Source organism: Arenicella xantha (assembly GCF_003315245.1).
In the GTDB taxonomy this organism is placed as follows: domain Bacteria; phylum Pseudomonadota; class Gammaproteobacteria; order Arenicellales; family Arenicellaceae; genus Arenicella; species Arenicella xantha.
Genome location: NZ_QNRT01000001.1, coordinates 798,810 through 825,130, shown reverse-complemented (window position 1 = coordinate 825,130; position 26,321 = coordinate 798,810). Strand labels below are relative to the sequence as shown.

Here is a 26,321-nt window from a genome sequence, read left to right as displayed (position 1 = left end):
TGAACCGAATACTCACTCTAGGAGCACTTTATTATGAAACGCATTATCAACACTCTCACTCTACTCGCCATTTCTTCAATCGCAGCATTAACAATTGTGCTGCCGGCTAACGCGGCTGATGGTCGCTCTGATAGCGCTTTGCTGTCTGATTGCACGGCAAATGTGGCGGCTCAATTTGACTCAGCGGATAGTATCAAGGCTAGTAATATCACCTCTCGAAGAGGTGTTTTTAAAGCCAAATTTCGAGTCAGCACCGACGGTGAACGATCTACCGTGTTGTGCACTATCAGAGATGATCAAGCGATTGCCTTGAGTTGTGTGAGCGGTGCAAACTGTACGGCTAGCGGCATAGCATCTAAGTAGCACGATACTGATTTACTACTATGACCCTCGATTTAGGTCTTGGCCGAAGGATTGTGTCCTTCGGCCATTTTTTAATAGGTCTTTAGCATGTATGAACAATTTTCGAGAGGAAGTACTTCAGGATATTGTTCAATTGAAAATCCGAAATTTTGGTAGGCTGATAAAGCGGAATGGTTATCGTTTAGTACGAACAATGACACTTCGTTGGTGTCAAATTTTTCGCGGCCAAAGGTAATTAACTGCGTCATCAATTGGGCAATAAGCCCTCGTCCGCGATGCGCTGGGTTAATCACCAATCGTCCTAAATGGCAGCGGCTCAAGCGTTCGTAACATTGACCAAACCCGAGTAGGCGGTTCGACTGGTCTGTTAGCGCAAAGCTATCTAGCTCAGATAGCTTTAAATCTTCTTTAAACGAATGGATGCTTAACGGAAACCTAAACCCGGGCCCTCCCCAACTGGTGATCTGTTGGTCGCTAGTGAACCACGTCATCATTTCGCTTAGGTGGGCCTTTAATGGTGGTGAGAGCCTATTTCCTTGTGTGGTCACGGATAATTTCGGCCATTAGCGCGGCATGCGCTGGTGAATCATTTAAGCATGGAATGTAATTATATTTTTGCCCGCCAGCCTTCAAGAAGTACTCTTTGTTTTCACCCTTAATTTCTTCTAAAGTTTCTAAGCAGTCTGCGCTAAAGCCTGGGCAAATCACATCAACTGAGGTGACACCCTGTTGGGGCAGTGCCTTCATGGTTTGGTCGCAATATGGCGTTAACCATTCTTGAGCGCCCAAGCGCGATTGAAATACTAGCATCCATTCGTCGGATGCTAGCCGCAAATGGTCAGCAATTGCGTTGGCCGACTGTTCGCATTGAGCTTGATAAGGATCACCACGCTCAATATATTTTTTAGGTACTCCATGAAACGACATAATTAGTTTTTGGCTGCGACCGTGCTTCTGCCAATGGGCTAATATTGAGTCGCCGATGGCTTTGATATACGAGTCGTATTGATAATAGTCGCTGACAAATTGCAAGTTCGGTACCCAGCGTTGCTTGCGGAATGCTTTACCGATGGCATCGAATGTCGAACCGTTGGTGCTGCCACTGTACTGTGGATATAGTGGTATGGCTATTACATTGCGAACCCCTGCGTGGTGGAGTTTGCTTAGTTGCTTTTCAATGCTGGGTTCGCCGTAGCGCATGGCTACTTCGACATGGAAGTTATCATCAAGAAGTGCCGCTGTGGCTTCGCCTAATTGCACGGTATTAAGCATTAGTGGCGAGCCATTCTCGGTCCATATTTCGCGGTATGTGGCGGCACTTTTGTGTGAGCGCACATTAACAATAATACCCCTTACCAGAATTGCGCGGAGTAGCGAGGGCAGTTCGATCACTCTTGGGTCCATCAAGAATTCAGCCAAATAAGCGCGCAAGCTTGGGCAAACAGGTCTTTCAGGCGTGCCTAAGTTGATTAGTAGAACGCCTGTCTTGGCGTTGCTGTTAGCGAAATCGCTCTCTTGACCTAGATATTTCATTTGGACACGGTGGGTTAGCAAAGTTGCGAGCTTACGCCGCTGCAACGATTTTTATGTGAATAAGACCTTCAAAGCCAATAGTGAACGGGAATCGGTTTGTAATTCGCGTGCGATTCCCGTCTTGGTCGGCCTGATGCCGGGTTATGCGTCGCCCGTCACCTTCATGCCGGGCCGGATGTGCTCATTGGCAAAATCAACCATTCGTTTCAATGAGCGTTCTGCTTTAGCACGCACTTCTTCATCAATCACAATTTCATTGTGTCCGGTATCCAGCACGCGTTCTAAGCGTTGCAGGTCGTTCATTTTCATCCACGGGCATTGTGCGCAACTTTCGCAGGTGGCACCAGAGCCGGCTGTCGGCGCTGCGATAAATTCCTTATCGGGCGAGTATTCCTTCATTTTATGGAAGATGCCATCTTCAGTAGCCACGATGAATTTCTTGTTCGGGAGTTCACGTGAGGCGTTAAGAATTTTACTGGTTGACCCAACTACATCTGCTAGGTCAACAACGCTCATTGGTGACTCAGGATGAACCAGCACTGCGGCATCGGGATGTGCTTGCTTCATCGACAATAAAGCTTCGGCTTTAAACTCTTCGTGAACGATGCATGAGCCTTGCCACATGATCATGTCTGCGCCGGTTTCCTTCTGAATGTATGAGCCTAAAAAGCGGTCCGGGCCCCAGATGATTTTTTCACCACGGTCACGCAAATAGGTGCATATTTCCAGTGCTATAGAAGACGTGACTACCCAGTCTGCTCGGGCTTTTACTTCGGCGCTGGTATTCGCGTACACCACCACTGTTCGATCAGGATGTTCATCGCAGAATGCTGAAAACTCATCGATTGGACAGCCAATGTCGAGCGAACATTCAGCTTCGCTATCAAGTAGTAGTACGCGTTTATTTGGGCTGAGTATCTTTGATGTCTCAGCCATAAATTTGACCCCGGCTACAATAATGGTGCTAGCTTTGTGTTCGTATGCGTAGCGAGCCATTTCAAGTGAATCTGCCACTTTGCCGCCGCTTTCTTCGGCTAGGTCTTGAAGGTCGTCGTCGACGTAGTAGTGAGATACCAATATTGCGTCTTGTTCCTTCATTTGCTGCAACAGCTTCTCCTTGAGCTGTTTCTCGGCGGTAGTGCCAAGCACACTGTGGGTTACTGAGCGCGCTTGCGCAGCAGTTACACTAATTTCGTTTTCAAGACTTTTGGGTATGTCTATCGCTTTTGACATTGTGTTCTCCAACGGCGAGATTTCTATAACACCAGTATCGTATCATAGCTGTTCAGAAAACTGCGTTGTTGGATTAGCAGAGTTTACAATGCTGTGACATAAAACAGCCACCGATTATGGTGGCCGTTGAGCCGTATGTGACGGGCGCCTAAAAAGGGCGTGGAATACTGAGTCCGGCAGCCTTCTTCTTAGCGGTCTTTTTCTTAGACACCTTTTTGGTTGCTTTCTTAGCGGCCTTTTTCTTAGATACCTTTTTGGTTGCTTTCTTAGCGGCCTTTTTCTTAGATACCTTTTTAGCTACTTTCTTAGCGGCCTTTTTCTTTGATACCTTTTCAGCTACTTTCTTAGCGGCCTTTTTCTTAGACGCCTTTTTAGCTACTTTCTTAGCGGCCTTTTTCTTTGATACCTTTTTGGCTACTTTCTTAGCGGCTTTTTTCTTGGACACCTTTTTGGTTACTTTCTTAGCGGCCTTTTTCTTAGACACCTTTTTAGCTACTTTCTTAGCAGCTTTTTTCTTGGACACCTTTTTGGTTACTTTCTTAGCGGCCTTTTTCTTAGATACCTTTTTGGCTACTTTCTTAACGGCCTTTTTCTTGGACACCTTTTTGGTTACTTTCTTAGCGGCCTTTTTCTTAGATACCTTTTTGGCTACTTTCTTAACGGCCTTTTTCTTAGATACCTTTTTGGTTACTTTCTTAGCGGCCTTTTTCTTAGACACTTTTTTGGCTACTGCCTCAGCGGTCTTTTTCTTGGAAGCCTTTTTAGCTACCTTCTTAGTTGCTTTCTTTTTGGAAGCTTTTTTAGCTGCTTTTTTAGCAACCTTCTTCTTACTAACCTTTTTGGTGACCTTATTTTCTGACGCACCTTCTGCGCTAGCAGCTGCTTCTGGTTGCGATTCTGAAGGGGTCTTATTTGAGCTTAACTTCTTAGCTTTTTTCTTAGACTTTTTATTGGCCATTTTGCTTCTCTCTCATGAACTTAAGTGTCGACTTAAGGGTGGTTAGCAGATATTAGCTAGTGCGATTGATAGAGTACAACTGTAGACCAATATAGATGAAGGCAATTAAAAGTCAAGTATAGGCACTGTGGAGCTAGTTTGGATGTTGTTCGTCGGTATAATGTCGTCCTCAAAAAACTACTTTAGTATTGTTTCATGTCCGAATTCTTATTCTCATATGGCTTGTTTATCGCCAAGGTTGTCACCAGCCTAGTGGCTCTTTTGTTTGCCGTCGCAATAATAGCTGGAGCCCGAAAAAAGGATGAAGGGCCGAGCCTTAAAATCACCAATTTGAATGATCGTTACAGCGAGTTAAAGACGACTGTTTTGCATGCTCTTATGGATAAAAAGCAGTTCAAGCAATATTCAAAGGCGCAAGCCAAGGCCGAAAAAAAGGATAAGCGTTCGAGCGATTCGGCTGAGGAAAAAGCTCGCTTGTTTGTCCTCGAGTTCGAGGGCGATATACGCGCCTCCGAGGTGGAGACCTTGCGCGAGGAAATTACCGCGGTGCTAAGCATTGCCGAGCCTCGTGATGAAGTGCTGTTAAGGTTGGACAATTCCGGCGGTATGGTACATGAGCACGGGTTGGCGGCATCGCAATTGCAGAGAATAAAAGATGCTGAGCTGAATTTTACTGTGTCAGTTGATAAAGTGGCTGCGAGTGGCGGTTACATGATGGCATGTATTGCCGACCGGATCGTTTCTGCTCCATTTGCAATTCTTGGGTCGATTGGTGTGTTGGCGCAGTTGCCGAATTTCAATCGCTTGCTCGACAAAGCCGGTATTGATTTTGAGCAGCACACCGCTGGAGAATATAAGCGCACCGTTACTATGTTTGGTAAGAACGGCGAGAAAGAGCGTGAAAAGCTACAGACTGAGTTACAGGAAACCCATGTATTATTCCGTGACTTTGTGAAGGAGCACCGTCCGGTGTTGGATATCGACAAAGTGTCGACTGGTGAGCATTGGTATGGAAAACAGGCTCTTGAGTTAAATTTAGTTGATGAGTTGATTACCAGTGATGACTATTTAGTGAATGCACTTAAGCAGTTCAATATCTTTGAAGTCAAGATGGAACTTCGGAAAGGAATTCCCGAAAAGCTAATGGGTGGCTTGTTTTCGAGCATTAATCAGGCTCGAGCGCGAATCGCCGACGTGCAGAATATTTCGAAATACCATTAGATTACAGGGAATCGTGCGGTCGTTATGACTGGGATTCTTAACTTAGGTGTTCTACAGTAGCCAGAAGGGCGGTTAGTGGTCTATTAAGATCATTAGCCGCGTCAAATTTTGAACCTAAGTAAGGTTATACAAACGTGGCTAGCACGACAAAACAGGTTGGTTCGTCCAATCCTAAGAATCCGCATACAGATCAACGTGTTGCGGACAGCGCAGCGATCTTAGATCCTGAATCGAAACGAATCATTCAACACAAGCACTGGATGCGAGTGATGATGGAAGGTCAGTCGACCCCCGACCGTACCTATCAGCGTGCCAATAAGAGCGGTTAAAGGCCTGGTGGAGTCCATTTGCCATCGCCATCATAGTCGATATAGATGGGGTTGCTAAACGCATAAGGGGTCATGCCAGGGTATATAGCAGCGTAGTCTTGCTCAGCTGGGCCACTTATTTCAACGGTGACAAACGCGTCTTGATCAAAAGACATTGGAATCAATAAGGTATGTTCAGTTTTATTGGAGTCCAACGAATACTCTTCAATGGTGACTCCATTAATTTGTAGCTTAAGCAAGTTGACTGGAATCCAGTCAGTAGAGAATACCTTAAGACTTAGTTGCCCGCGTTGTCCGCTAAACATTTCTCCCATCACCTTATCGCCGAGTGAGATTTCGAGCATCGGGCCGGTGGTGCCGTAGACGTTGCCAGCTTTGAGAGAGCGAAGAAACTCCGCTTGATTAAACGCTGTTACTTGGTCATTCGACATGTTTACCATGGTGCGTGGAACAGCTACCTGCACATCACTTCGATGAGAGTCGCTATTGGCCGTGGCAACCAGTTTTTCGCCTTGTTTCAATAATGACAACCAGTCTTGACGAATGGCCCGAATGCGCTGTTCGTGGTGTTCTCCACCGGGATTAATGACTTCAATTAAATCGAAGTCTATATCACGCATGCCGGTTACCGGGTCTGGTTCAATTAATACGTTATTTGGCGCTGAGCTAAGCGGTAGGTGTGGGTTGTATGGATGACCGGCACTCCCCATGTGATCTAAAAATTGGCCGTTATCAATGATTTCCTGCCAGTCGCTAGGCAGTGATTTGCCGCTGAGCCGGAGATCAAGCCGAGGATGATTAAGTTGCACCACCACGTCCGGCTGTTGCTGTTTGATGTCGTGAATTATGTTCCGCCAGCGACGGTTTTCATGGTTGATCATCCCGCGGCGAAAAGCCAGAGGGTCAGGCTGGTAAGGGAAAAAATTCGCATGCCCGCTGGTGTATGGATTAAGTTCAGTTGGCAGCAAGCTGGTGACTTCGGCCGCGGCGATCGAGGTGATTTTATTTTGTACGCCAAGAGCTTCAATGCGTGGAGCGTAATCCACCGGTATGTCGTGTTCGCTTGAAACCATGACTTCCCCGTTCTCAGCGACAAACGTGCGTACTCGTTCGGTTTCTGAGAAGGCGTTATCGAAGCTGACGCCTGAATGCACATGGAGGTCGCTCGCGATATAACCTGGTGTGGCAATCTGTCGCTTCGGGGCGGCGATCTCAAGTGTCGTCAGTGAATCATCGCCGACCTCGATCTCGACCTTTTGTAAGTCATGTTCAGGTCCGTGTGTTGCGTATACCCGATACTTTCCTGGGGCGACCTTAACCGATACCGGATCGCCTTCGACACCAGCAAGAAAGAGCTGAGGCACCGGATTCAAAAACGTTTCGCCATCGTCGTCGCGCACGGATGAGCCGGTTAACGTGTCGGCGAAATTTGGATTAGGTGTGCCATCTAAGCCTTCAAATACCAGACGCATTGGTTGGCCTTGGGGCAATTTAATGGTAGCTGTGGTCGGCAGCTCGAAGGTATCTAACGTGATTGCCGTGGCGCCAATTTCAATGTCTCGCGAAATCGTGCGCGACGCGCTGCCGCGGACCTCGAAACGGTAGCGTCCGCGGGGGATACGCAAGGTGAATCTGCCGTCGTGGTCTGGTCGTACATGCGTTAATGGCTGACCATTATCTTGCCAAATATGAAGTGCCGCATTGGCCTCAGTAATCTGGCCGCTGACCAGCGTGGTGTCAGTCAATAGCTGGTCGGTGATTGAAGCCACATCACCACGTTTTCCTACGTAGATGATCTCTTTGGTTTCAATCGCATCTTGGTCTAAATCGAGCAACAGCAATTGCGGCATCTGTAGCCAGCCAATGCTCGAACCATCGCCAATATAAAACGTATCGCTGAGAATGAGCATGGCGTTGGACGAGTCATCTGCCAGCACAAAATGAGGCACTGGATAACGGTCGTCACCGCTCACACGTTCGGCACTCAGCAGTTGCCAGCCATAGCTGATTCCGTGTTCAGCATCAGGTGGGCTTACCGTAATAATGGTGTCGGCGTGTCGCGCGGCTACCGAAATAGCGCTTTGGCCACGGCTTACAAAATCCTCGTTCTGAAAACCGGTTGATTGGCGCGGGTTTTTACTCGAAAAAACAAACGACTCTAGCGAATGATAATTAAAGTTCAGCGTGGAATAGAAATTTAGATCGTCAGCTTTGCTGAGGCGCTTTTGAATATGTAGTTGAGTTGGGCTAGTGGTACTGAGTCGGTACTCAGTCTGCATCACCGCGCCGTCGCGTGTGCTGTCGACAATGATCGAAGCACTGTCGGATGTTTGTTGGATTCGAATAGTTTGGCCATCTAATGGCCGCAGTCGGCTGCCTTGCAGTAGGTCGTAATAGGAGTTGTAGTGATCATCGGCTCGGTTACAAAAACCTAAGTCGACCAATGACCCTCCGCGTGTAGAAAACTCTCCTTCATGGTCTAGGTCTGAGACTACTGCACACAAGGTGCCATTGCTTATTAACCAATCATTGACGCCGCTGATTGCATCGGGGCCTTGGGGCATTAAATGCGCGGCATTGCTCGGTGTGATCTGCGTTGCGATTACCGCACTTTGAGTACGATGCGGCGGTGCGTCATGCTCAGTAGTTACTGATTCGTGTGCTTGGCCGCTGTGAGCGTGGGCAGCGGATGCGGCCAATAGAAGCTGGCCGCAGGTGACTAAACTAAAGTAAAGTGGATTAGTTGCGCGCCGTGGACATTTGGACATGGGTATTATTACCTTGCCGAAGTGGCTGAAAAAATTGTGCTAGTGCTTTGGCGCTGCGTCAACTTGCGTAATTACGGCCTTATTCGATTGATTAAAGTCATGCATGATGTGAGCTGCTTCGGTATGAATAACCGTATTCCAATGCTCGTCTTCGCCAGGCAAGGGGTTGTCCTTGCGCGTCTCTTCGGTCACAGGTTCGAGACCGAGTGAGGCACGATAAGCATTTAAATTATCCAGAGAGTCTTTCTCTTGTTGATCTCGACGAATTTGTCGTTCTTCAAGATTCAGTGACAACTCTTTGATCTTTTTATTCTCAAGAATGCGCGAGGAATTTTTACGCAATAAGTCAAACGCCGGAGAGTTGTCGGTTCGTCTTAGGTGTTTGGCTTTGAGCGTTTCCAGTAATGTTGGTGAAAACGACCCAGCGGTATAGTCGGCGGGTTCGGTTTGTGACCACGGCAATGCGTTGTCATAAGAGCGCTCACCAAACTCGATGTCTTCTTCGCCCGAATTTAGTAGTAAATCGGGCACTACGCCACGGTGCTGAGTGCTGCTTCCGCTGATTCTGAAGAATTGTGCGTTGGTGAATTTGATTTTGCTTTTACGATCGGTATTGCGGTCTCTAAGTGCTCGAGGGTATTGTACTGTGCCTTTACCGAATGAGCGTTCACCTACGATGAGGGCTCGGCCATAATCTTGTAATGCGCCGGCGAAAATCTCGGAGGCAGATGCGCTATAGCGATCAATCAACACAATCATTGGGCCGTCGTAAGCGACGCGAGAATCGGTGTCACGGTGCACTCGGCGCTGCCCTGGTTGTGACCCAACGACCTGTACTACCGGCCCTCGTTCAATAAACAACCCGGTTAAGCTAACTGCTTCGTTCAAGTAGCCGCCGCCGTTGCCGCGTAGATCCAGAATTAAGCCTTCAGAGTCAGATTTTTTGACTTCTTTGATTAGGTTTTCCACATCGTTGGTGGTTGCAACTAACTTGCCGCCGCCGCGCGCCACTTGATCGGCATTGGAGTAAAATGATGGCACGCTGATCACTGAGTACGTGTGTTCGCGATTACCTTCGGGAATTGTGACCTCGGTTAGTTTGGCCGCTTGGTCCTCCAATTGAATTAGGTCGCGCACAAGTTCGAGTCGCTCTGGTGGCGAGCCAGGGGCTTTATCACCGGCTAATACGTCGAGTCGAACTTTAGTTCCCTTGTCGCCGCGAATCATTTGCACTACGTCCATCAAGCGCCAACCGATAACGTTAATCATCTCTTCGCCTTCTTGACCAACGGCAATGATTTTATCTTCGGCTTTGATAGCCCCACTTTTCTCTGCGGGCCCGCCTTTAATAATGCGATTGATTACGGTGTAGTCTTCGTCAGTGCTCAGTGCTGCACCAATGCCAGTCAGCTGCAATGACATGCTGATGTCAAAATTTTCGGCGGTAACATGCGACATATACGTAGTGTGTGGACCGTGGTCGCGGGTAAAGGAGTTCATAAACCATTCAAAGACTTCGTCGGCTTTGAGTTGGTATATTACATCGCGCTGACGCTGATAACGACGCTTCAAGTTGTCGCGTACTTCCTCTATTGGCGTTTTGGCCATGACTTGTTGCAGTGTGTCGTTTTTAATGCGCTTTTCCCAGCGCGAATCGATTTCTTTAGAATCTTCTGCCCAAGTGTAGGTATCTCGGTCAATATTTAGTGCGTCATGTGCGGTGAAATCAAATTCGCTGTCGATTAACTGCATGATTTTGTCAGTTCGATCCTGTAGACGCTTACGAAATACTTTGAAAATTTCAAAAGCCACTTCGGCGTCGCGACGCTTCAATAAGTCGTCGAGTTTGAAGCGATATGGTTCAAATGTGTCGATGTCTTGTTGGGTAAAGTACACCTTATTCGGGTCGAGCGTTTTTAGGTAGTCTTCAAAGATTCTAGCCGAATAGTCATCATCTAAGCTCTTAGGTGAGTAGTGACCGAATTGAAGGAAATAGAGAGTCTTATGTATGTCAAAGCTTAAATCTTTGGTCATGGTCAACTCTGAGTCAGCCACCTCTTGCACATCGGCGATTGCTGGGCTTGAGCCCAGTAGCCCGATGACGGCAATGCTCATTATTGAAACAAATGCAGTGGTTCGGCTTAGGTGGGTAAACAGCTTATTTCTCATCAATTCTTTTTTCATCAAATCTTCCAACAGACGTCATTAGTGACACGCTCCACCATTATAGAGGATGCGCGTGTGTACAAATTGGTTACTATTTCGAAACGGTAATCCCCTAGACACGTTGCAAGCGTATCATTGGCTTTGGAGCATTCACTGTCTTTACGTAAAGAATCGTAAAAACAAGCGCTCAAGCGGTGAGGGCGCGTATCTTAATTGGTATTGTTTTCGTACACTTGCTTGCAACTATACTAGTTTTACCCCTTTAGAGATCAAGATGGAATCAGAATTATTACAATTTATTGCTGTATTTGTATTTGGCGTGGTGTTTGGTGTGCTGGTCATGCTGCTAGTCAATAAGATCAGAAGCGGCTCAGCGTCTCCCAAAAACGTTCAACAAGAGTACGATGAGTATCAAGCCGAGGTCGAGCGTCACTTTGAAGAGACCTCAAAAAAGTTCAAGGATATGACAGAGCAGTATCAAGACCTGTATCAGCATCTGTCTATTGGCGCGACATCATTGTGTCGCCCAGACAGCGCAGCGGCGGCATTAGCTGACCAGCGTTCGCCTATGGACAAAACCATAAAGTTAGACGATGCGTCCGGGGTTAAGCCGGCCAATGTTGATTCAGTAGTCGGTACCGCAACAGCTGGTAACGATAAGCCTGCTGAGCAAGTTAAGTCTACTGAGCCAGCCAAGCCGGCGACTGCATCCAAGGCTGCACCGGCCAAAGCGAATGACATTGCGAATAAGGTCGCGGGCGACAAGAACCCGGCGCCAACAAAGCCTAAGGCTTAACGGCTAATACTTCGACAAATTCGGCGATGCCATTCATGAGCATTTGAATGGCAATCGCCACTAAGATCATGCCCATTAATCGCTCGATTGCGATTAAGCCGCGGTTGCGTAAAATGCGAGCCAAGGGACCTGCAGCAAGCAGAATTAAACCCGTTACAACCCACGCGGCAAGTAACGCACCGAGCCAAGTTAGCCATTTTTCGGGTTCGCCGTTCATGATGAGCAGCAATGTGGCTAAGGCGGATGGACCCGCTACGTAAGGAATGGCGAGCGGTACGATAAACGGCTCTTCCTCATTTTTAGGGTCAACTAACGACTCCGGCGGAAAGATCATTTTGATCGCAATCAAAAATAGGATTACCCCACCGGTGGCGGTTAAGGCCGGCTCAGAGATGTGTAGCGCTGATAAAAAGGCCTGGCCTGAGAACAAAAACACCACCATGACCAGTAGTGCAATCAATAGCTCACGCATGATTACCTTTAGTCTACGACGCGGGTCTACGTTTTTAAGGGCCGTGAGGTAAAGCGGAATGTTACCCAGCGGATCCATGACTAGGAACAGCAGCAATGCAGCAGAAATAAAGGTCATAGCGGAGCCCAAAGTTGGCTAGTGACGGCGGTGTCCTAGCGTTTGAATTGCGTTTCAGTGAAAGCGGGAGATTGCCATGAGGGCGACATAAAGACAAGCCTAGTGGTGTGTTTATGTGGCGGTGATGTGCCCAGCGCTGGGGCTCGGCAAGAGAGCTGCTCAGTCTTATGTGCTATTGAGAGCTGTGGGGGTAGGGCGTATTAAATAGTGGCTTATACAAAATAAAAGCCCCCACTCTACGATCTAGAGTGGGGGCTTTATTTAATAACCTACCAGCCGCATTGACGACCTTGATTTTGTTCCTTCAAGTAGGCGTTGAGTGGCGCAAAGTAGTCGATAATTGCGCTTGCATCCATTTTACGTTGACCGGTTAGAGCTTCCATCGCATCAGGCCATGGTTTGCTCTGACCCATTGCTAGCATCTCACCTAATGCTTTGCCTGCATCTTTGTTCTGGTAGATTGAACACTCATGCAGTGGGCCAGTGTGGCCAGCTTTTTCACATAGCGCCTTGTGAAATTGGAACTGCATGATAAAAGACAGGAAGTATCGGGTGTATGGAGTATTGCCCGGAATATGGTATTTGGCGCCGGCATCAAAGTCAGCTTCGCTGCGCTCAACCGGTGCCGCGACGCCTTGATATTCGGTGCGCAAGTCCCACCAACCTTGGTTGTAGTCATCGACGGATATTTCGCCTGAGAACACTTTCCAACGCCACTCATCGATCATTTTACCGAACGGTAAGAAGGCAATTTTCTCGAGTGCCAGCTTCATTTGTTTATTCAGCGTGGCTTCTGGGCTTTCTTCTACCTCGTCGATCAGTCCCTTCGCTTGCAAGTAGCTAGGTGTCATCGATAGTTGAATGGTGTCGCCGATTGCTTCGTGGAAACCATCGTGCGCGCCGCCTTTGAAAATTGGTGGTAGGTCCTTGTACATCAGGTAGTAATAGATATGGCCCAATTCATGGTGCAAAGTGCCAAACTGCTCTTCCGTGACTTCAACGCATTGCTTAATGCGAGGATCATTACCATTATCTAAATCCCATGCACTGGCATGGCATACGACGTTGCGGTCGCGAGGCTTTTTGATCAATGAATTCTTATAGAAGCTCTCGGGTAGTTCTGGCAGTCCTAGCGAGGTGAAAAAGCCTTCTGCGGTCTGTACCATTTTGAGTTCATCATAGCCTTGCTCTTTCAATGCGGCGGTTACGTCTAGTGAAGCAACGCCAGCGTGAGGCTCCATGATCGGATAGATATTTTCCCACGTTTGTGACCACATATTTCCTAGCAAATGTGCTGGAATTGGTTGGTCTAATGGTACTTTGTCGGCACCATATTGCTCACTAAGCTTGGCGCGAACATGGCAATGTAGCTCTTCATAGAACGGTTTTACTTGATCCCATAAGCGCCGTGCTTCAATGGTGAATTCAGCGCCAGTCATATCGTAGTTTGACTTCCATGCTTCAGCTAAGTTGGCAAAGCCGGCATCTTTAGCGCCTTGATTACCAAGCTCGACGAATCGTTGGTAGTCATCGCGATAAGCTGGGGATACCGTGCGCCAACCACGCCAAACATCTAATAGTTCATCATAATCACGTGAGTCAGCTAGCACGGCCTCGAGTTCTTGTAGTTCACGACATTCGCCAGCTTCGTTGCAGTATTTTCCTGAGCCGTAGGCGCCTTCCATATCGGTCAGCACTTGTGCGAGTTCAGACCGAAGTGCGGCGTCGTCTGGCGCCGGAGCCGCAGAACCACGCAGCATCAGTTCGATTGCACGCGCGGTATCTGGGGCCATGTCAGTGCCTTTGTATTGCTTGGCTTGATTGACTACGCGACTCTCAAATGCCAGTGAGCGTTCACCAGCTTTCGCGGCCAACACACCTGTATCACCGGTGATGTAGGTGCTGCGAACCCAGTACGCGGCTTCGACCTCTTTAGCGAGTTCGAGGCCTTCTTTTTCAACGCGGTCGACAAATTCTTTGGCGGATTCCTTGGGTTGTTTATGGTCATCGGCCTGTGCTGCCGTGGTTGCGCAAGCCAAGCTTAGTGCTGTTGCTAGCGCATAGGAATAATGTTTTAAATTCATAATATTCTCCGAGTAAACTGGTCCGAATTAACGACTAGCTTTCAGTCATTTCGACTTCTTTTTCCCATTTCTTGGTAAACATGCCAAGCAATAGAATGACGGCACCAATACCAATGCTGAAGGTGGCGATTTGCATATACAAGCTAGGCATTTCGGCAACATTGTTCGGATCAAAGTTTCCAGCTAACAAGCCCGCGATGATGTTGCCGATCGAATAAGTCAATACGAAGACGCCCATCAGTTGGCCAACAAAGCGGCGTGGAGATAATTTACTTACTGCGCTTAACGCCATTGGGCTCAAGCAAAGCTCGCCAACGGTATGCAGGAAATACACTAAGATTAACCAGAATGGTGCTGCTTTAAGTCCGGCGGCAGCAATCTGCGCAGCGAAAAACATCACAATAAAGCCACTAGCCATAATCATTAGGCCAACCGCACATTTAATACCATAGGCGGGCGACACCATGCGCTTGCCTAGGTTGATCCAAATTGCGGCGAAGAACGGTGTAAGTAGCACGATAAACAGCGCATTTGCCGAACCAAACCATCCGGTCGGAATCTCGAAAGTGCCGATCATGCGGTCGGTGTAGTCTTGTGCAAATAAGTTCAATGTTGAGCCGGCTTGTTCGAATCCTGACCAAAAGCAGGCGGATGCAACGCACACCAATAAGAGCGCTATCATGCCGCGTTTTTCGCGCCCATCCAGCTTGCCCAGAAAATAAATAGCAGCGAAATAAATCGCGAATACCGCAGTGAAAATGATCGCCACGCTTTCAGCGAGTTGGACTGGGTTGAAAACCAGTTTGCCGGTCATCATCAGCCAAGTAACGACGGCTAATACCAACAGAAGTGCACCGATTGTTAGGCGGCTGTTGCGGTCTGCGGTGCTCGACAAACGATCCACCGGTTCAGCGCTTACACCTTCTAGGTTGCCAATAGTCTTTCGGTACTGAATGAGGCCGATTGCCATACCCACGGCCGCGGCGCCAAACGCCCAATGCCAACCGTAGGCGGTAGACAAGTAGCCGCAGACGATGTAGCCAATAAACGAACCTAGGTTGATGCCCATGTAGTAAATGGCATATCCGGCGTCGCGACGCTTGTCCTCTATAGAATAGAGCTGACCAACCACCGCGCTAATGTTCGGTTTTAAGAGCCCTGTGCCGAGCACCACGAAGATCAAACCAATAAAGAACGTTCCTTCAATTGGAATGGCTAAAATAATATGCCCGAGCATAATGATGATGCCGCCATACCAAATTGCTTTTTGCCCGCCTATTAAGCGATCCGCAATCCAGCCTCCGGGTAGGCCCATGAAATAAACCGAGCCAGTATAAAGCCCATATATCGCACCGGCGGCGGCGACAGTTAGTTGTAAGCCGCCTTCTTGCATTGAGGCGGTCATATAAAGCACGAGTAGAACGCGCATTCCGTAGTAACTCATGCGTTCCCACATTTCGGTGAAGAACAGAGTTTGTAATCCCTTTGGGTGGCCAAAGAACGAGGTGTTCAGTGAGCTATTTGCTGGTTGATTCATAGGTTTACCTATTTTTATTTTTAAATTCAAAGCTTTCGCGCATTCAGCAGTCTTCAATTTTCTCGAATAGCAAGTGAGATAAGACCCAGAGCGAAAGCAGGTTAGTACAATCATCGCGAGCCAAAATCGGCGTTGATCGAACCGCAACAGCAAGAAAATATCACAAATCACGCAGTTTGCCGCGTTACTTTCTCTGCGCTCGGGTGCTGGCTTGAGTCAATCCGTCGTGAGATGTGAAATGTGTGTGTTTTTGAATTTGATCAGTGTGAAACCCATAATGGAAATATTAGTTAACGTGGATTGCTGAATGTGTAGTCGGTGGCGATGAGGTTTGCTTGAGGTGCGGCATTCCTTTCGTGGTGCGCATTTGAGTCGTTTTTGCCGGTGCGGATTGGGTGTTGTAATATCAGTTGGGTTGGTGCCACCTTGTTGGTTTGGAATTGGATCGTTCGAGTGGTTTGATTAGTCGGATTGGTGATGATTTGTTGGTGTTATTGTCACCAACTTAATTGAGCGTCGCATCTACTGCGGATATCGCCTGAATAACCGCACATTATTCACTAAATATGGTGTGTTTTCGCAGTAGATTCACGCTCTCGGTTTGTGTTTTTTTGAATGTAATTATCTTTCACGGTTTTACGCCTTGTCAGCGATCATTAGCAAATCACGCAAATGTAAAAATATTGTTTCAATACAATGACTTATTGTGTTCTGTTTGAGGGTGTGGGTAGTAACTGTCAAAGTCGTTTTGGTGTTAGTGTTGGCACAAACAGACAGTCCAGTCTGGCGCGGCAAAAACATTGTCTTATTAACCCGTCTGTAATAAGCTGGTAACAAATTAGGAGAGATTGATGCTTCCACGAGTGTGCTTTCCTAGTTAGGCAATCGACCCGAGCGTACAACGTTGTACTTCGCTTGGGCGCGTGTGTTCTGACTCAATCATCAATACGTGAATAACTTTTCCCATTTCAACGTTTTTGTTCATTGTGGTCTGTGCATGTTTGATTGCGTTAAAAGTCTTACATAAACCTAATTAGAGGAAAGAGTGTATGAATTACAAAAATCCATATAGAAAAAGTGCGATTGCACTAGCGGTCAGTTCAGCGACTATGATGTCTGCCGGCATGAGCAATGTCGCTTTCGCACAGGATGCTGAGACAGCAACGGCACTTGAAGAAGTAATCGTTACTGGTTCACGTATCCGACGTCCTGATTTAGCGTCTGTTACTCCTGTATCAGTCGTTTCTGGCGAAGAGTTCAAAATTTCAGGTAACCTGAACGTTGAGCAAAAATTGGCTGAATTGCCACAAACATTGCCTTCATTCGGACCAAGTTCGAATAACCCAGGTGATGGTACTGCACGTGTTGATTTACGTGGTTTGGGTACCGCTCGAACGCTTGTTCTTGTAAATGGTCGACGTTACATCCCAGCAACGCAAACAGGTGTTGTGGATCTTAACTCTATTCCAGGTTCATTGATCAAGCAGGTTGACGTAACAACTGGTGGTGCATCAGCGGTATACGGTTCTGACGCATTAGCTGGGGTTGTAAACTTCCAACTTATTGATGATTTCGAAGGTGTTGAAATCAGCGGTTTGTATGATGTTGCAAGCGAAGGCGATGCCGAGAAAGTCAATATCGATTTGACCATGGGCGGAAACTTTGATGACGGTCGTGGTAACGCTACTGTTTACACCAGCTTCTCAAAACGTGAGGCGGTTTATCAAGGCGAGCGTGATTTTTCGCAATTTGCTCTAACTGAGAATAGTGACAATACTGCACTAGTTCCTGGTGGTTCTTCTGGTATCCCTGGCACACGTGTCTTCGGTGGTCCAACACTACCAAATGGCCAAACTCTCGGTCGTTTTAATACTGATGGCTCAGGCGCTCCTTATACCTCAAGTGATGCGTTCAACTACGCTCCTGATAACTTTTTACAGTTGCCACAAGAGCGTTATTTGATCAGTGCAATGGCTCACTACGATCTGACTGAATCAGCCAGACTGTACAGTGAGTTAGCATTCTCGCGCAACCAAGTAGATTCAGAGTTGGCTCCAACTCCATGGTTTACTACTTTGCCAGTTAACCCGGATAGCCCATTCTTTGCACCAGATGTACAGTCTGCTTTGAACGGCATTCGTTCTGATACAAATGGCGACGGCGTAATCAACGGTAATGACAATGCGACCCTTTCTTACATTGGTCGTCGTATGGTTGAAGTTGGTTCACGTCAGTCTCTCGATACTCGTGATGGTAACCGTATTTTGGTTGGCTTGAGTGGCGAAATTAACGACGTTTGGAGCTATGACGGTTACTACAGTCGTTCAGTACTAGACCGTATCCAAGTTCAAAACGGTAACATTTCACGTTCACGTTCACTTCAAGCTGCATTAGTGACTGATGATGGTTTGGCTTGTCAAGACCCATCAAATGGTTGTGTGCCACTGAATATTTTCGGTGAAGGCAATATCTCTGCAGCTGCAGCTGATTTCATTCGTATTGGTGCGATTAACGTAACCAGCATTACGCAAGAAGTATGGCAAGGTTCTGTATCAGGCTTAGTTGGATCACTTCCAACCACTGATCAGCAAATCGGTGTTGTTGCTGGTTTGGAATACCGTAAAGATTTCTCTCGTTTCCAACCTGATACAGCTTTATCGTCAGGTGATGTAGCTGGTTTTAACGCTGGTAACCCAACTGTTGGTGGATTCGACGTTACTGAGCTGTTTACTGAGATTCGAGTGCCTCTTACTGACCAAGTTGAAGCGTGGGGCGCATATCGTTATGCGGACTACTCTAACATTGGTGGTGTAAGTTCGTATGCGACTGCATTGTCTTTTGCTCCAACTGACAAAATGCGTTTTCGTGCAGGTTTCCAAAGTGCGGTTCGTGCGCCAAACGTAGCTGAGTTGTTTAGCGGTGGCGGTAATGGCTTCCCAGGTGCAACTGACCCATGTTCAGCTGACGGGTTTGATCCAGCGTCAACTGACGCAGCACTTTGCGCGGCTACTGGTGTAGCGGCGAGCCAAGTTGGCGTGTTCTCTCAAGCAAATACACAGATTCAAGGTTTGTTTGGTGGTAACACTAATCTTTCTGAAGAAGAGTCAGATACATTTACTTTGGGTGCGGTTTTCCAACCTACTGAAAACCTAGACATCACTGTTGATTATTTCGATATTCAAATTGAAAACGCGATCAGCATCTTAGGTGGTAGTGTTAACAACGTATTGGATATCTGTTACAACCAAGTTAAAGATATTAATTCAGCATTCTGTCAAGCGGTTACTCGCCGTGCAGACGGTCAAGTTGGTATTGTTAATGTTCTTAACGAGAACATTTCATCACTTGAAACATCTGGTGTTGACTTGAACATTGGGTGGACTAAAGATCTGGACTTCGGTCTTGGTGGTGAAGGTTCCACTCTAGAAATCAACAGTAAAGCTACTTACTTGCTTGATTTTGACGTGACTCCAGTTGCTGAATTAGCTGGAACTAATGAGTGTGCCGGTAGTTTTGGTAACACTTGTGGCTCTCCGTTGAATGAGCTAATCGTTAATACTCGTGTAACTTGGAATACTGGTCCTTGGGGATTCACTGGTTTGATTCGTTATTTAAGTGCAGTTGACGATGATACTATTGCTACTCAAGATGCAAACCGTGCGGATATTTTAGTTGATAAGCTTGATGCTGAAATTTACTTAGATCTTGCTGCAACGTATGCGTTCAGCGATGACTTCTCAGTGAACTTCGGTGTTAACAACATACTAGACACTGAGCCAACTCAAATTGGTGATCAGCAAGAGCAAGGTAATACGTTCCCATCAACGTATGATTTGCTTGGTCCACGCGTATTCCTAAGTGCTAACTTCCGTTTTCGGTAGTCTTTAGTAGTTAGACGCAGTACTAAGAAGTAACGAGAACGGCGAGCTTAGGCTCGCCGTTTTTGTTTTGATTGAGTAGCAGCGTTGCACGATTCGGAGACGAAGTGCTTGCAATTAAGCTAGTTATTTGACGACATAAGGTAGCTAACATCCAACATGGTTAGCGCAGGATTATGTCGCAACTATTAATTCCCAGGTTTGTGCGATGCAGGATTTACTAAAATCGGCCTATCAAGACCTTCAAAACCAACAGCCACAGCAAGCGATTTCTAAGCTGCAGTCGATAGCAGCGCAGGTTCCTAATAATGCTGATGTGGCACACCTCCTGGCGCTTAGTTACAAAGCGCTTGGCGATAAGGCGCGCGCTAAGCAGCACTTTAAGCAGAGTTTAGAATTGAATGAGCATCAGCCAGAGGTGCTTAACAATCTGGCAAATTTATTGAAATCTGAAGAGAGTTATTCAGATGCCGAAGCGCACTATCGGCGAGCTGTCGAGCTCAATCCAAAATATTTGCAGGCATGGCGCAATCTAGGCATTTGTTTGCAAGCTCAATCCCATTATGAAGCGGCGCTCGAATCGTATCAGCGCGCTCTGGATTTAGCGCCGAACGACTCTTCAGCTCTGATTGGCCTGGCTGATGCGCAGCGTTTAATAGGCGATCTTGAAAAGGCCGAGTCCCTGTATGTGTCCGTGCTTGCGATTGATCCCCAAAAGGTAAATGGTTGGCATAATTTGGGTTTGGTGTTTCATTTGCAGGGAAAATTAACAAAAGCTCTCGAGTGTTACCATAAAGCTTTCGAGTTAGCGGGACCTCGTCCTGAAGTATCTCAAAGTTTAGCTTTGTGCCTCCATGAGGCGGGTAAGACGCAGCAGTCGATTCAAATTTTTGAGCGCGCATTACAGCAGAATCCCGACCATATTGAATTGCATGAGCGATTTAACGCTATGTTATGGGAAAGTGAGTTTGCGAGTGAATTCGGTGAAAGTTATCGTTCGGCCCTTAGTCAGTTATCGGGCAATCTTAGTTTAATTGAGTCCTATGCATCATTGCTATTCCGTGCAGGGCACGTCACACAGGCCAAGCAGGTGCTGGAACGCTATGCCTCTGGCGCTTTAGATAATCACAATCTGCTGGCCTTGCAAGGAACAATTGCCGCAGAGATGGGCGACTTGAGTACGGCCTACCACATGATGACTCGAAGTTTAGAGATCCAGTATGCAAAGGATGTGGCCCAGCAATTAATTAAAATTGATATCTTGCTGTCGCGATATGCTCAAGCGCAAGACTTGCTTAACCAAGCTTTTATCGAGGCGCCGAATTGTCAATTGAACTGGGCATTGCAAAGTTTGATTTGGCGTTTATCCGGCGATAAGCGCTACCATTGGTTGATGCAATATGAGAAGTTTGTTCAAGTCTACAAAATAGCTGTACCCGCTGGCTACGATAACCTAGCGGCATTTTTAACTGACGTCGAAAATGCACTAATACCAATGCATCGAACCGAAAGGGAGCCTTTGTTGCAGACCCTTCGCAATGGCACACAAACCGCATCTCGACTATTGCATAGCCCACATCCTGCGATTAAGGCGTTAAAGGAATGCTTGCAGAAAATTGTTCGAGATTATATTTCTGGCTTACCTGATGACCTCAATCATCCATTTTTGTCGCGCAAACGAGAGCAGTTTGATTTTTCTGGCTCTTGGTCGGTCAAGCTGCGGGCAAATGGGTTTCATGTAAATCATGTCCATCCTGAAGGATGGATTAGCTCGTCCTGCTACATTACAATTCCTCGCGGAATGCATGAGTCCTCTTCGATTGACATAGACCCAGAAACAGAGTCTGTTGACGTTGCGGCCGACAATCAAGGGTGTATTAAGTTCGGTGAAAGTCCGCTGCAGCTCGGTGACCGTGATGTGATTGAAATGTGTGTTCGACCAAAGCCAGGTATGGTGGTGTTATTCCCATCTTATTGTTGGCATGGCACCTTCCCGTTCAGTGGTACAGATTCAGACTACCGTATGACAGCTCCGTTTGATATCCTGCCAGTCGGCTAACAGGTATCGATACCTTGTTAGATTTAAGACCCGAGATCCATACCCATGCAGCCAGTAGTCCTGCCATAAAGAACATCTAAAGAGAGAGAATATGAGTCAAGAACAAAACCCATGGTCACTTTATTGGTCAGCTGACCGATTGCATAGTTGTGTTGCGCAAGCGACCGATCAAGACCAGACGGTTTTGAATGAGTTATGGCGTTCATTTGCTCAGTCGTTAGACTCCGGCGCCAAGGTTTTGGATTTGGCGACTGGTAACGGGGCGGTGGCGAGTGCAATGTTAGCGGTGCGGAGCGACCTAGATATTGACGCGGTGGATAAAGCGAGTATTGATCCAACAAGCTATTTGAGCGGTCAGGAAAATCTAGCTGCGGTTCGTTTTCACGCGGATACTGATCTCTTTGAGATGCCATTCGAGTTATCGACTTTTGACGCCATCACTAGTCAATTCGGTATCGAATATGCTGGCTTCTCAGAAGCTAGTTCGACGGTGCTGTCGTTGCTAAAGCCTGGCGGTCGTTTCCGCTATGTGGTGCATCATTCACAGAGCGATATTATTGCCTCGTCGCGCGTTAAAGTGACCGAACTTGAGCAGCTAACACAAGTTAATGGTTTGCTTGATACCTTAATTAAGGTGCTGCGTCGGGAGACGGATTTTAACGAGTTAGAGCAATTGGGTGCAGCTTACCTAGAGCAAGATATAGTAAGAACTGAAGCTGTATCTGGACAAGTGTTTTTGGGTATAGAGAAAATAGCCAGTGGCTTGCAGCTGCGACCAAAAGAGTCAATCGAGCTCGGCGTTGCTATGAACTTGCGGGTTCGCTCCGAGTTGTCTCGGCTTCAGCAGTTACTTGCCGCCGGCCGCAGTGAGGACGAAATGCTTGCATGGCAGCAAGGTCTGCTGTCTGATGCCGGTATTTCAGCTAGTTTCGAGCCTATCGTTATAGACCGCCAAGAGTCGCTTTATTTACTCGGATGGCTGGTGTCTGGGCAGAAGCCCGCATGAATTTAGATGCTTTATGGGCACAAGCCCAAAGTGCGCATCAAAGTGGTAATTTAGCGCTAGCATATTCGCTCTATCAAGATCTTCTTAAGCAAGGATATCAGCGTGAAGCCGTGTTAAGCCGATTGGCTCATGTATGTATTCAAGCTCAAGATTTGGACGCTGCTGCAAACTATTTAGAGCAGCTGTGCACGCTCTATCCGTCAAAATTAGCATACTATGAAGCCCGTGCAAATTTGTATGTCAAGCAGCAGCGATGGATGCAAGCGGCTGTATGCTACTTGGAATTTTTACGGAGTAACCCGTCTCAAGCTGATGGGTATTACAATGCGGCTTACTACTTAAAGCAGGCTGGCGAATATGCACGCGCAATCGAAAATTATCAGCAGGCATTGGAGCACGGCATAAGTCAACCAGAAGAAGTGTTGACCAATATGGCGGTTATATACTCAGAGCATTTAAGGCAAGAAGATCAAGCAAAAAGTTGTTTGGAGCGCGCACTAAATCAATTGCCATCATATACGCCGGCAATGTTTAACTTAGCAACCTTGTATGAGGAAGAAGGTGATAAGGCCCATGCCGCTAAGCTTTACGAGAAAATTGTAGAGTTTGATCCGAGTAATCATCGCGCACTTGCTCGGCTCGCCGAGGCTCAGCGGATACTTGACCCCAGTGCGCCGATTATTTCCAAGTTGCAAACTGCCTTGGTTGACTCATCAATGGATGATTTTAGCCGCACGAATATTCACTACGCATTGGGTAAGGCTCTAGATGATTGTGGTGAGTTCGATGATGCTTTCAAACACTATGCAGCGGCCAATGATTTGGATCGTTCCAATAACCCCCTTTATAGCAAGGAGCGGCAGGAGCAGATTGTCGACGACAATATTAATTTCTTCACAGAAGATTGGTTTAATCGTCATGCGCCGACTTCTGATGCTAGCCCGATTTTTATTTGTGGCATGTTTCGGTCAGGCTCTACACTTGCTGAGCAAGTATTAGCGTCGCACTCAAGTCTGACGGCTGGTGGTGAGAGAGACTTCTTTTATAAATTAGCGCGTTCCAATATTGATCCTTATCCGGTTGCTCTGGAAAAAATAGAGTTTTCCGCATTACAGGAAATGGCTAATGACTATTTAGCCGACTTGGCGAAGGCCTTTCCGGGAGATGCACGACCTACCGATAAGCGGCCCGATAATTTTTTGCATATTGGCTTAATTAAGACATTGTTTCCACGCGCGAAGTTTATCCAGACTAATCGAAATCCACGCGATAATTGCCTGTCCATCTACTTTCTTAGAACGGCGGCGTCAATGAGTTATGCGGCAAACTTGACCGACATAGCCCATTACTATAAGCAATACTTGCGACTAATGGCGCATTGGAGGAAGTTGTTTCCGGAGAACGTGTATGCCCTCGATTATGATCGACTGGTGGTTGATCCCGAGCCAATCGTTCGAGATCTATTGGCGTTTTTAGATCTGCCATGGGAGCCGCAGTGTCTTGATTTTCATCGTTTGAAAAACAGAGTAAAAACCGCAAGTATTTGGCAAGTGCGCCAACCGTTGTACCAGTCCAGCTCGGGTCGGTGGAAAAATTATCAGAATAATATCGCTGATCTGATAGCGGAATTTGCAGAATAATCTGAGCTCGCCTGAGTGCTTTATTCTTGAGCAGATTGTTCTTGCTTGCGATCATTGATATGGTTGCGCTCTTAGCGGTAAATCGCCTGTGAAGGCTGTATAATATTAGTCTAATTTAGCGCCTTATATTGGCGTTACTTATGGCTTGGCAAGTGCTTATCGCGTTCAATGCCGCATTCACGGTGAGACCGAACAAAATAGTGCCTTGGGCAAACAACCAGATTATTTAGCGAACAGATGCTGATCGCACAATTCGAATAGGAATGTACTGTGGACCAAAACATAGACCAACTTCTTAAAGACGCTGAAGATGCGATTAGAGCCGGAAAGGTTGATCAGGCTGAGCAGTCTTTTCTAGCTGCCGTTGAACTCGAGCCTGACTCCGCATCCGCGCACTATGGTCTTGGCAGCGTTGCAATGCAGCGAGACCGGCTTGACGAAGCATTTAAATCGCTTGGGCGAGCTCAGGAGCTAGAGCCTAACGCGGTCGATATCGCGGTTAATTTAGCGCACTGTTATCATCGTGTCGGAAATCGGCGTCAGGCATTGATCCAACTACAACACGCCACCAAGTTTTGTAAGGATGATCCCGTGTTTTGCTCACGCATTGCAGACTTTCTACTCAGTTTGGGTGAGCCGCCGGCCGCGATCCAATTACTGTCGCGCTTGAAAGTATTGACGCCCGCAGACCAGATTATTTTAGCCCGTGCGCAAGCAGGCGTTTCGAATTGGCGAGAAGCAGTCAATATATTGCGACGACTTAACGACGAGCTTCCTGATGATTCGAGTATCGCTAACAATTTGGCAGTTACTGCCGGAAAGCTACGTGATTTCCCAACTGCAATCAGTGCCTTTGAGCGTTACCTGCGGTTGGTCTCTCCCACTGCCGAGGATTATCTCCGTTTCGCTGATTTACTGTTGATGGCGCAGCAGTCTGAACGTAGCGAGAAAGCGATTAAACACGCAATGGAACTTGGTGAAGATGGTCCGCAGATATTTGTGATGCAGGCTAAAGTCGCGCGGTTGGATGGTGACTATGTAAAGGCTAACGAGTCTTTGGATAAGGCGATCCAACGTATGCCTAATCATGGCGAAGCATGGTCAATGCGTGCTGAGTTGGCGACGGATGAACAGCTCAAGGAATTAATTGAATTGCTTTCCAAGCAACTCGCAAAGCTTGAAGAAATAGCGATGCTGAACCATCAACACAGGGGCTTGTTGAACTACGCTTTGGCACATATGCAAGACCGTATTGGTGACTATCAGCAAGCTGCAAAGTCCTTCAAAGAGGCTAATGAGGTACAGCACCTATTTTTACAAGGAACCAACACCGTCTATCAGCAAGAGCATGTGACGCAGATGGTAGAGCGCATTACTAAGAATTTTGATCGCGATGTGTTCGACCAATCAGATGCTAAGTTAGATAAGGAATCTCGTGCCATACAACCAATTTTCATTGTCGGCATGCCGCGCAGTGGTACCACTTTAGTGGAGCGTATTCTCGGTCAAAATGTTCAAGTATTTAATGCCGGTGAGCAGGAGGCAATGGAGTACGTTGCGGCTGATTTTCATCAGAAAACCATGACCGGAAAATTGGCTGATGCGATAGATGTCACGCCACACCAATGGGCAGAATTGCGTAAATTATATTTGGAAAAATTACCAGAGATTAGCAAGCCGATATTTACCGATAAGTTACCGCATAACTTTCGTCATGTGGGTTTGATACACAAGCTATTTCCTGATGCCCGAGTTATTCAAATGCATCGCGACAAACGAGACGTGTGCTTTTCTATATATTCTCATGCCTTTGCGCCAGGTCACAACTATGCAAATCGTTGGGAAGATCTAAGCCATTTTTATGATGAGTGTGAGCGTATGATGGCTCATTGGTCTAGCATGAACTCACCGCGCTTAATGGATCTTAACTACGAGGACTTGGTGCAAAATCCATCGCATTACGCAAAGCAACTTGTTGAGTTCTGTGGTTTTGAGTGGAATGACTCTTATTTGGATTTTCATCAATCTATTAATAAGAGTTTCACCTTTAGTGAAATGCAAGTTCGACAGCCAATCGCAGACAAACGCATTGGTCGATGGCAGCATTACGCTGAGTATTATCCTGAACTAAATAACGATTAGTTTGCGAATCTGAGGTTCA

General features: G+C 47.0%; 18 protein-coding genes. 9 read left to right on the top strand and 9 right to left on the bottom strand.

Annotation, left to right across the window (positions count from 1 at the left end; all coding sequences use genetic code 11):
• The first annotated feature begins 33 nt into the window (after positions 1-33).
• Positions 34-363: a hypothetical protein gene (locus DFR28_RS03450; RefSeq protein WP_113952892.1), complete on the top strand. Its 330-nt coding sequence runs from the start codon at positions 34-36 to the stop codon at positions 361-363.
• 71 nt (positions 364-434) lie between these two features.
• Here DFR28_RS03450 and DFR28_RS03445 read toward each other — a convergent pair whose 3' ends face one another.
• The 4 genes from DFR28_RS03445 to DFR28_RS03430 all read right to left on the bottom strand — a co-directional run bounded on the left by DFR28_RS03445 (position 435) and on the right by DFR28_RS03430 (position 4,087).
• The gene (locus tag DFR28_RS03445; RefSeq protein ID WP_281268350.1) at positions 435-911 is read right to left on the bottom strand and encodes a GNAT family N-acetyltransferase; all 477 of its coding nucleotides are present in this window, start codon (positions 909-911) and stop codon (positions 435-437) included.
• A complete protein-coding gene (hemH, locus tag DFR28_RS03440; protein WP_113952890.1) occupies positions 892-1,896 on the bottom strand; it encodes a ferrochelatase in 1,005 nt (334 codons plus the stop codon). Before hemH ends, DFR28_RS03445 begins: the two co-directional genes overlap by 20 nt.
• A gap of 141 nt (positions 1,897-2,037) precedes the next feature.
• Positions 2,038-3,129, bottom strand: coding sequence for a quinolinate synthase NadA (gene nadA, locus DFR28_RS03435; protein ID WP_113952889.1), 1,092 nt, complete (start codon positions 3,127-3,129; stop codon positions 2,038-2,040).
• A gap of 148 nt (positions 3,130-3,277) precedes the next feature.
• Positions 3,278-4,087, bottom strand: a complete 810-nt coding sequence (locus DFR28_RS03430; RefSeq protein ID WP_211316833.1) for a hypothetical protein — start codon at positions 4,085-4,087, stop codon at positions 3,278-3,280.
• A 195-nt stretch (positions 4,088-4,282) separates the two neighbouring features.
• Here DFR28_RS03430 and sohB point away from each other — a divergent pair, with 195 nt between their 5' ends.
• Together sohB and DFR28_RS03420 are read left to right on the top strand one after the other, a co-directional pair.
• Complete coding sequence (gene sohB / locus DFR28_RS03425; protein WP_113952888.1) at positions 4,283-5,308, top strand: protease SohB; 1,026 nt, start codon at positions 4,283-4,285, stop codon at positions 5,306-5,308.
• Between the two features lie 134 nt (positions 5,309-5,442).
• On the top strand, positions 5,443-5,637 hold the full coding sequence (locus tag DFR28_RS03420) for a hypothetical protein (protein ID WP_113952887.1): 195 nt from the start codon (positions 5,443-5,445) through the stop codon (positions 5,635-5,637).
• On the opposite strand, the gene DFR28_RS03415 is transcribed toward DFR28_RS03420, so the two are convergent.
• Entirely contained in the window at positions 5,634-8,405 is a 2,772-nt protein-coding gene (locus DFR28_RS03415) for a CehA/McbA family metallohydrolase (protein ID WP_113952886.1), read from the bottom strand. The two genes, DFR28_RS03420 and DFR28_RS03415, sit on opposite strands and share 4 nt — an antisense overlap.
• A gap of 39 nt (positions 8,406-8,444) precedes the next feature.
• Positions 8,445-10,589, bottom strand: coding sequence for a carboxy terminal-processing peptidase (locus tag DFR28_RS03410; protein WP_113952885.1), 2,145 nt, complete (start codon positions 10,587-10,589; stop codon positions 8,445-8,447).
• Positions 10,590-10,845: 256 nt separating this feature from the next.
• Here DFR28_RS03410 and DFR28_RS03405 point away from each other — a divergent pair, with 256 nt between their 5' ends.
• Positions 10,846-11,367 (top strand): ZapG family protein, encoded by a 522-nt coding sequence (locus tag DFR28_RS03405; RefSeq protein WP_170131962.1) that lies wholly within the window; start codon positions 10,846-10,848, stop codon positions 11,365-11,367.
• Here the strand turns inward: DFR28_RS03405 and DFR28_RS03400 are convergent.
• From DFR28_RS03400 to DFR28_RS03390, 3 genes are all read right to left on the bottom strand, one after another.
• Positions 11,357-11,956, bottom strand: coding sequence for a MarC family protein (locus DFR28_RS03400; RefSeq protein WP_113952883.1), 600 nt, complete (start codon positions 11,954-11,956; stop codon positions 11,357-11,359). The two genes, DFR28_RS03405 and DFR28_RS03400, sit on opposite strands and share 11 nt — an antisense overlap.
• 269 nt (positions 11,957-12,225) lie before the next feature.
• Positions 12,226-14,040 (bottom strand): M2 family metallopeptidase, encoded by a 1,815-nt coding sequence (locus DFR28_RS03395; protein WP_113952882.1) that lies wholly within the window; start codon positions 14,038-14,040, stop codon positions 12,226-12,228.
• Between the two features lie 34 nt (positions 14,041-14,074).
• Entirely contained in the window at positions 14,075-15,577 is a 1,503-nt protein-coding gene (locus tag DFR28_RS03390; RefSeq protein WP_113952881.1) for a peptide MFS transporter, read from the bottom strand.
• Between the two features lie 1,049 nt (positions 15,578-16,626).
• On the opposite strand from DFR28_RS03390, the gene DFR28_RS03385 reads away from it, so the two are divergent.
• From DFR28_RS03385 to DFR28_RS03365, 5 genes are all read left to right on the top strand, one after another.
• Entirely contained in the window at positions 16,627-19,458 is a 2,832-nt protein-coding gene (locus tag DFR28_RS03385; protein WP_113952880.1) for a TonB-dependent receptor plug domain-containing protein, read from the top strand.
• Positions 19,459-19,663: 205 nt separating this feature from the next.
• Positions 19,664-21,514, top strand: a complete 1,851-nt coding sequence (locus DFR28_RS03380) for a tetratricopeptide repeat protein (RefSeq protein ID WP_113952879.1) — start codon at positions 19,664-19,666, stop codon at positions 21,512-21,514.
• A gap of 91 nt (positions 21,515-21,605) precedes the next feature.
• Complete coding sequence (locus DFR28_RS03375; RefSeq protein ID WP_113952878.1) at positions 21,606-22,520, top strand: class I SAM-dependent methyltransferase; 915 nt, start codon at positions 21,606-21,608, stop codon at positions 22,518-22,520.
• The gene (locus tag DFR28_RS03370; protein WP_170131961.1) at positions 22,517-24,160 is read left to right on the top strand and encodes a tetratricopeptide repeat-containing sulfotransferase family protein; all 1,644 of its coding nucleotides are present in this window, start codon (positions 22,517-22,519) and stop codon (positions 24,158-24,160) included. Before DFR28_RS03375 ends, DFR28_RS03370 begins: the two co-directional genes overlap by 4 nt.
• Before the next feature lie 270 nt (positions 24,161-24,430).
• Positions 24,431-26,302 carry a tetratricopeptide repeat-containing sulfotransferase family protein gene (locus tag DFR28_RS03365; RefSeq protein WP_113952876.1) on the top strand — a complete coding sequence of 624 codons (1,872 nt, stop codon included), beginning with the start codon at positions 24,431-24,433 and terminating at the stop codon, positions 26,300-26,302.
• Positions 26,303-26,321 lie beyond the last annotated feature (19 nt).

Bases quoted from the DNA above. Each gene is read 5' to 3' on its own strand.
- DFR28_RS03450 (WP_113952892.1), top strand. From the start codon at position 34: ATGAAACGCATTATCAACACTCTCACTCTACTCGCCATTTCTTCAATC.
- hemH (WP_113952890.1), bottom strand. From the start codon at position 1,896: ATGAAATATCTAGGTCAAGAGAGCGATTTCGCTAACAGCAACGCCAAG.
- nadA (WP_113952889.1), bottom strand. From the start codon at position 3,129: ATGTCAAAAGCGATAGACATACCCAAAAGTCTTGAAAACGAAATTAGT.
- DFR28_RS03430 (WP_211316833.1), bottom strand. From the start codon at position 4,087: ATGGCCAATAAAAAGTCTAAGAAAAAAGCTAAGAAGTTAAGCTCAAAT.
- sohB (WP_113952888.1), top strand. From the start codon at position 4,283: ATGTCCGAATTCTTATTCTCATATGGCTTGTTTATCGCCAAGGTTGTC.
- DFR28_RS03415 (WP_113952886.1), bottom strand. From the start codon at position 8,405: ATGTCCAAATGTCCACGGCGCGCAACTAATCCACTTTACTTTAGTTTA.
- DFR28_RS03410 (WP_113952885.1), bottom strand. From the start codon at position 10,589: ATGAAAAAAGAATTGATGAGAAATAAGCTGTTTACCCACCTAAGCCGA.
- DFR28_RS03405 (WP_170131962.1), top strand. From the start codon at position 10,846: ATGGAATCAGAATTATTACAATTTATTGCTGTATTTGTATTTGGCGTG.
- DFR28_RS03400 (WP_113952883.1), bottom strand. From the start codon at position 11,956: ATGACCTTTATTTCTGCTGCATTGCTGCTGTTCCTAGTCATGGATCCG.
- DFR28_RS03395 (WP_113952882.1), bottom strand. From the start codon at position 14,040: ATGAATTTAAAACATTATTCCTATGCGCTAGCAACAGCACTAAGCTTG.
- DFR28_RS03390 (WP_113952881.1), bottom strand. From the start codon at position 15,577: ATGAATCAACCAGCAAATAGCTCACTGAACACCTCGTTCTTTGGCCAC.
- DFR28_RS03385 (WP_113952880.1), top strand. From the start codon at position 16,627: ATGAATTACAAAAATCCATATAGAAAAAGTGCGATTGCACTAGCGGTC.
- DFR28_RS03380 (WP_113952879.1), top strand. From the start codon at position 19,664: ATGCAGGATTTACTAAAATCGGCCTATCAAGACCTTCAAAACCAACAG.
- DFR28_RS03375 (WP_113952878.1), top strand. From the start codon at position 21,606: ATGAGTCAAGAACAAAACCCATGGTCACTTTATTGGTCAGCTGACCGA.
- DFR28_RS03370 (WP_170131961.1), top strand. From the start codon at position 22,517: ATGAATTTAGATGCTTTATGGGCACAAGCCCAAAGTGCGCATCAAAGT.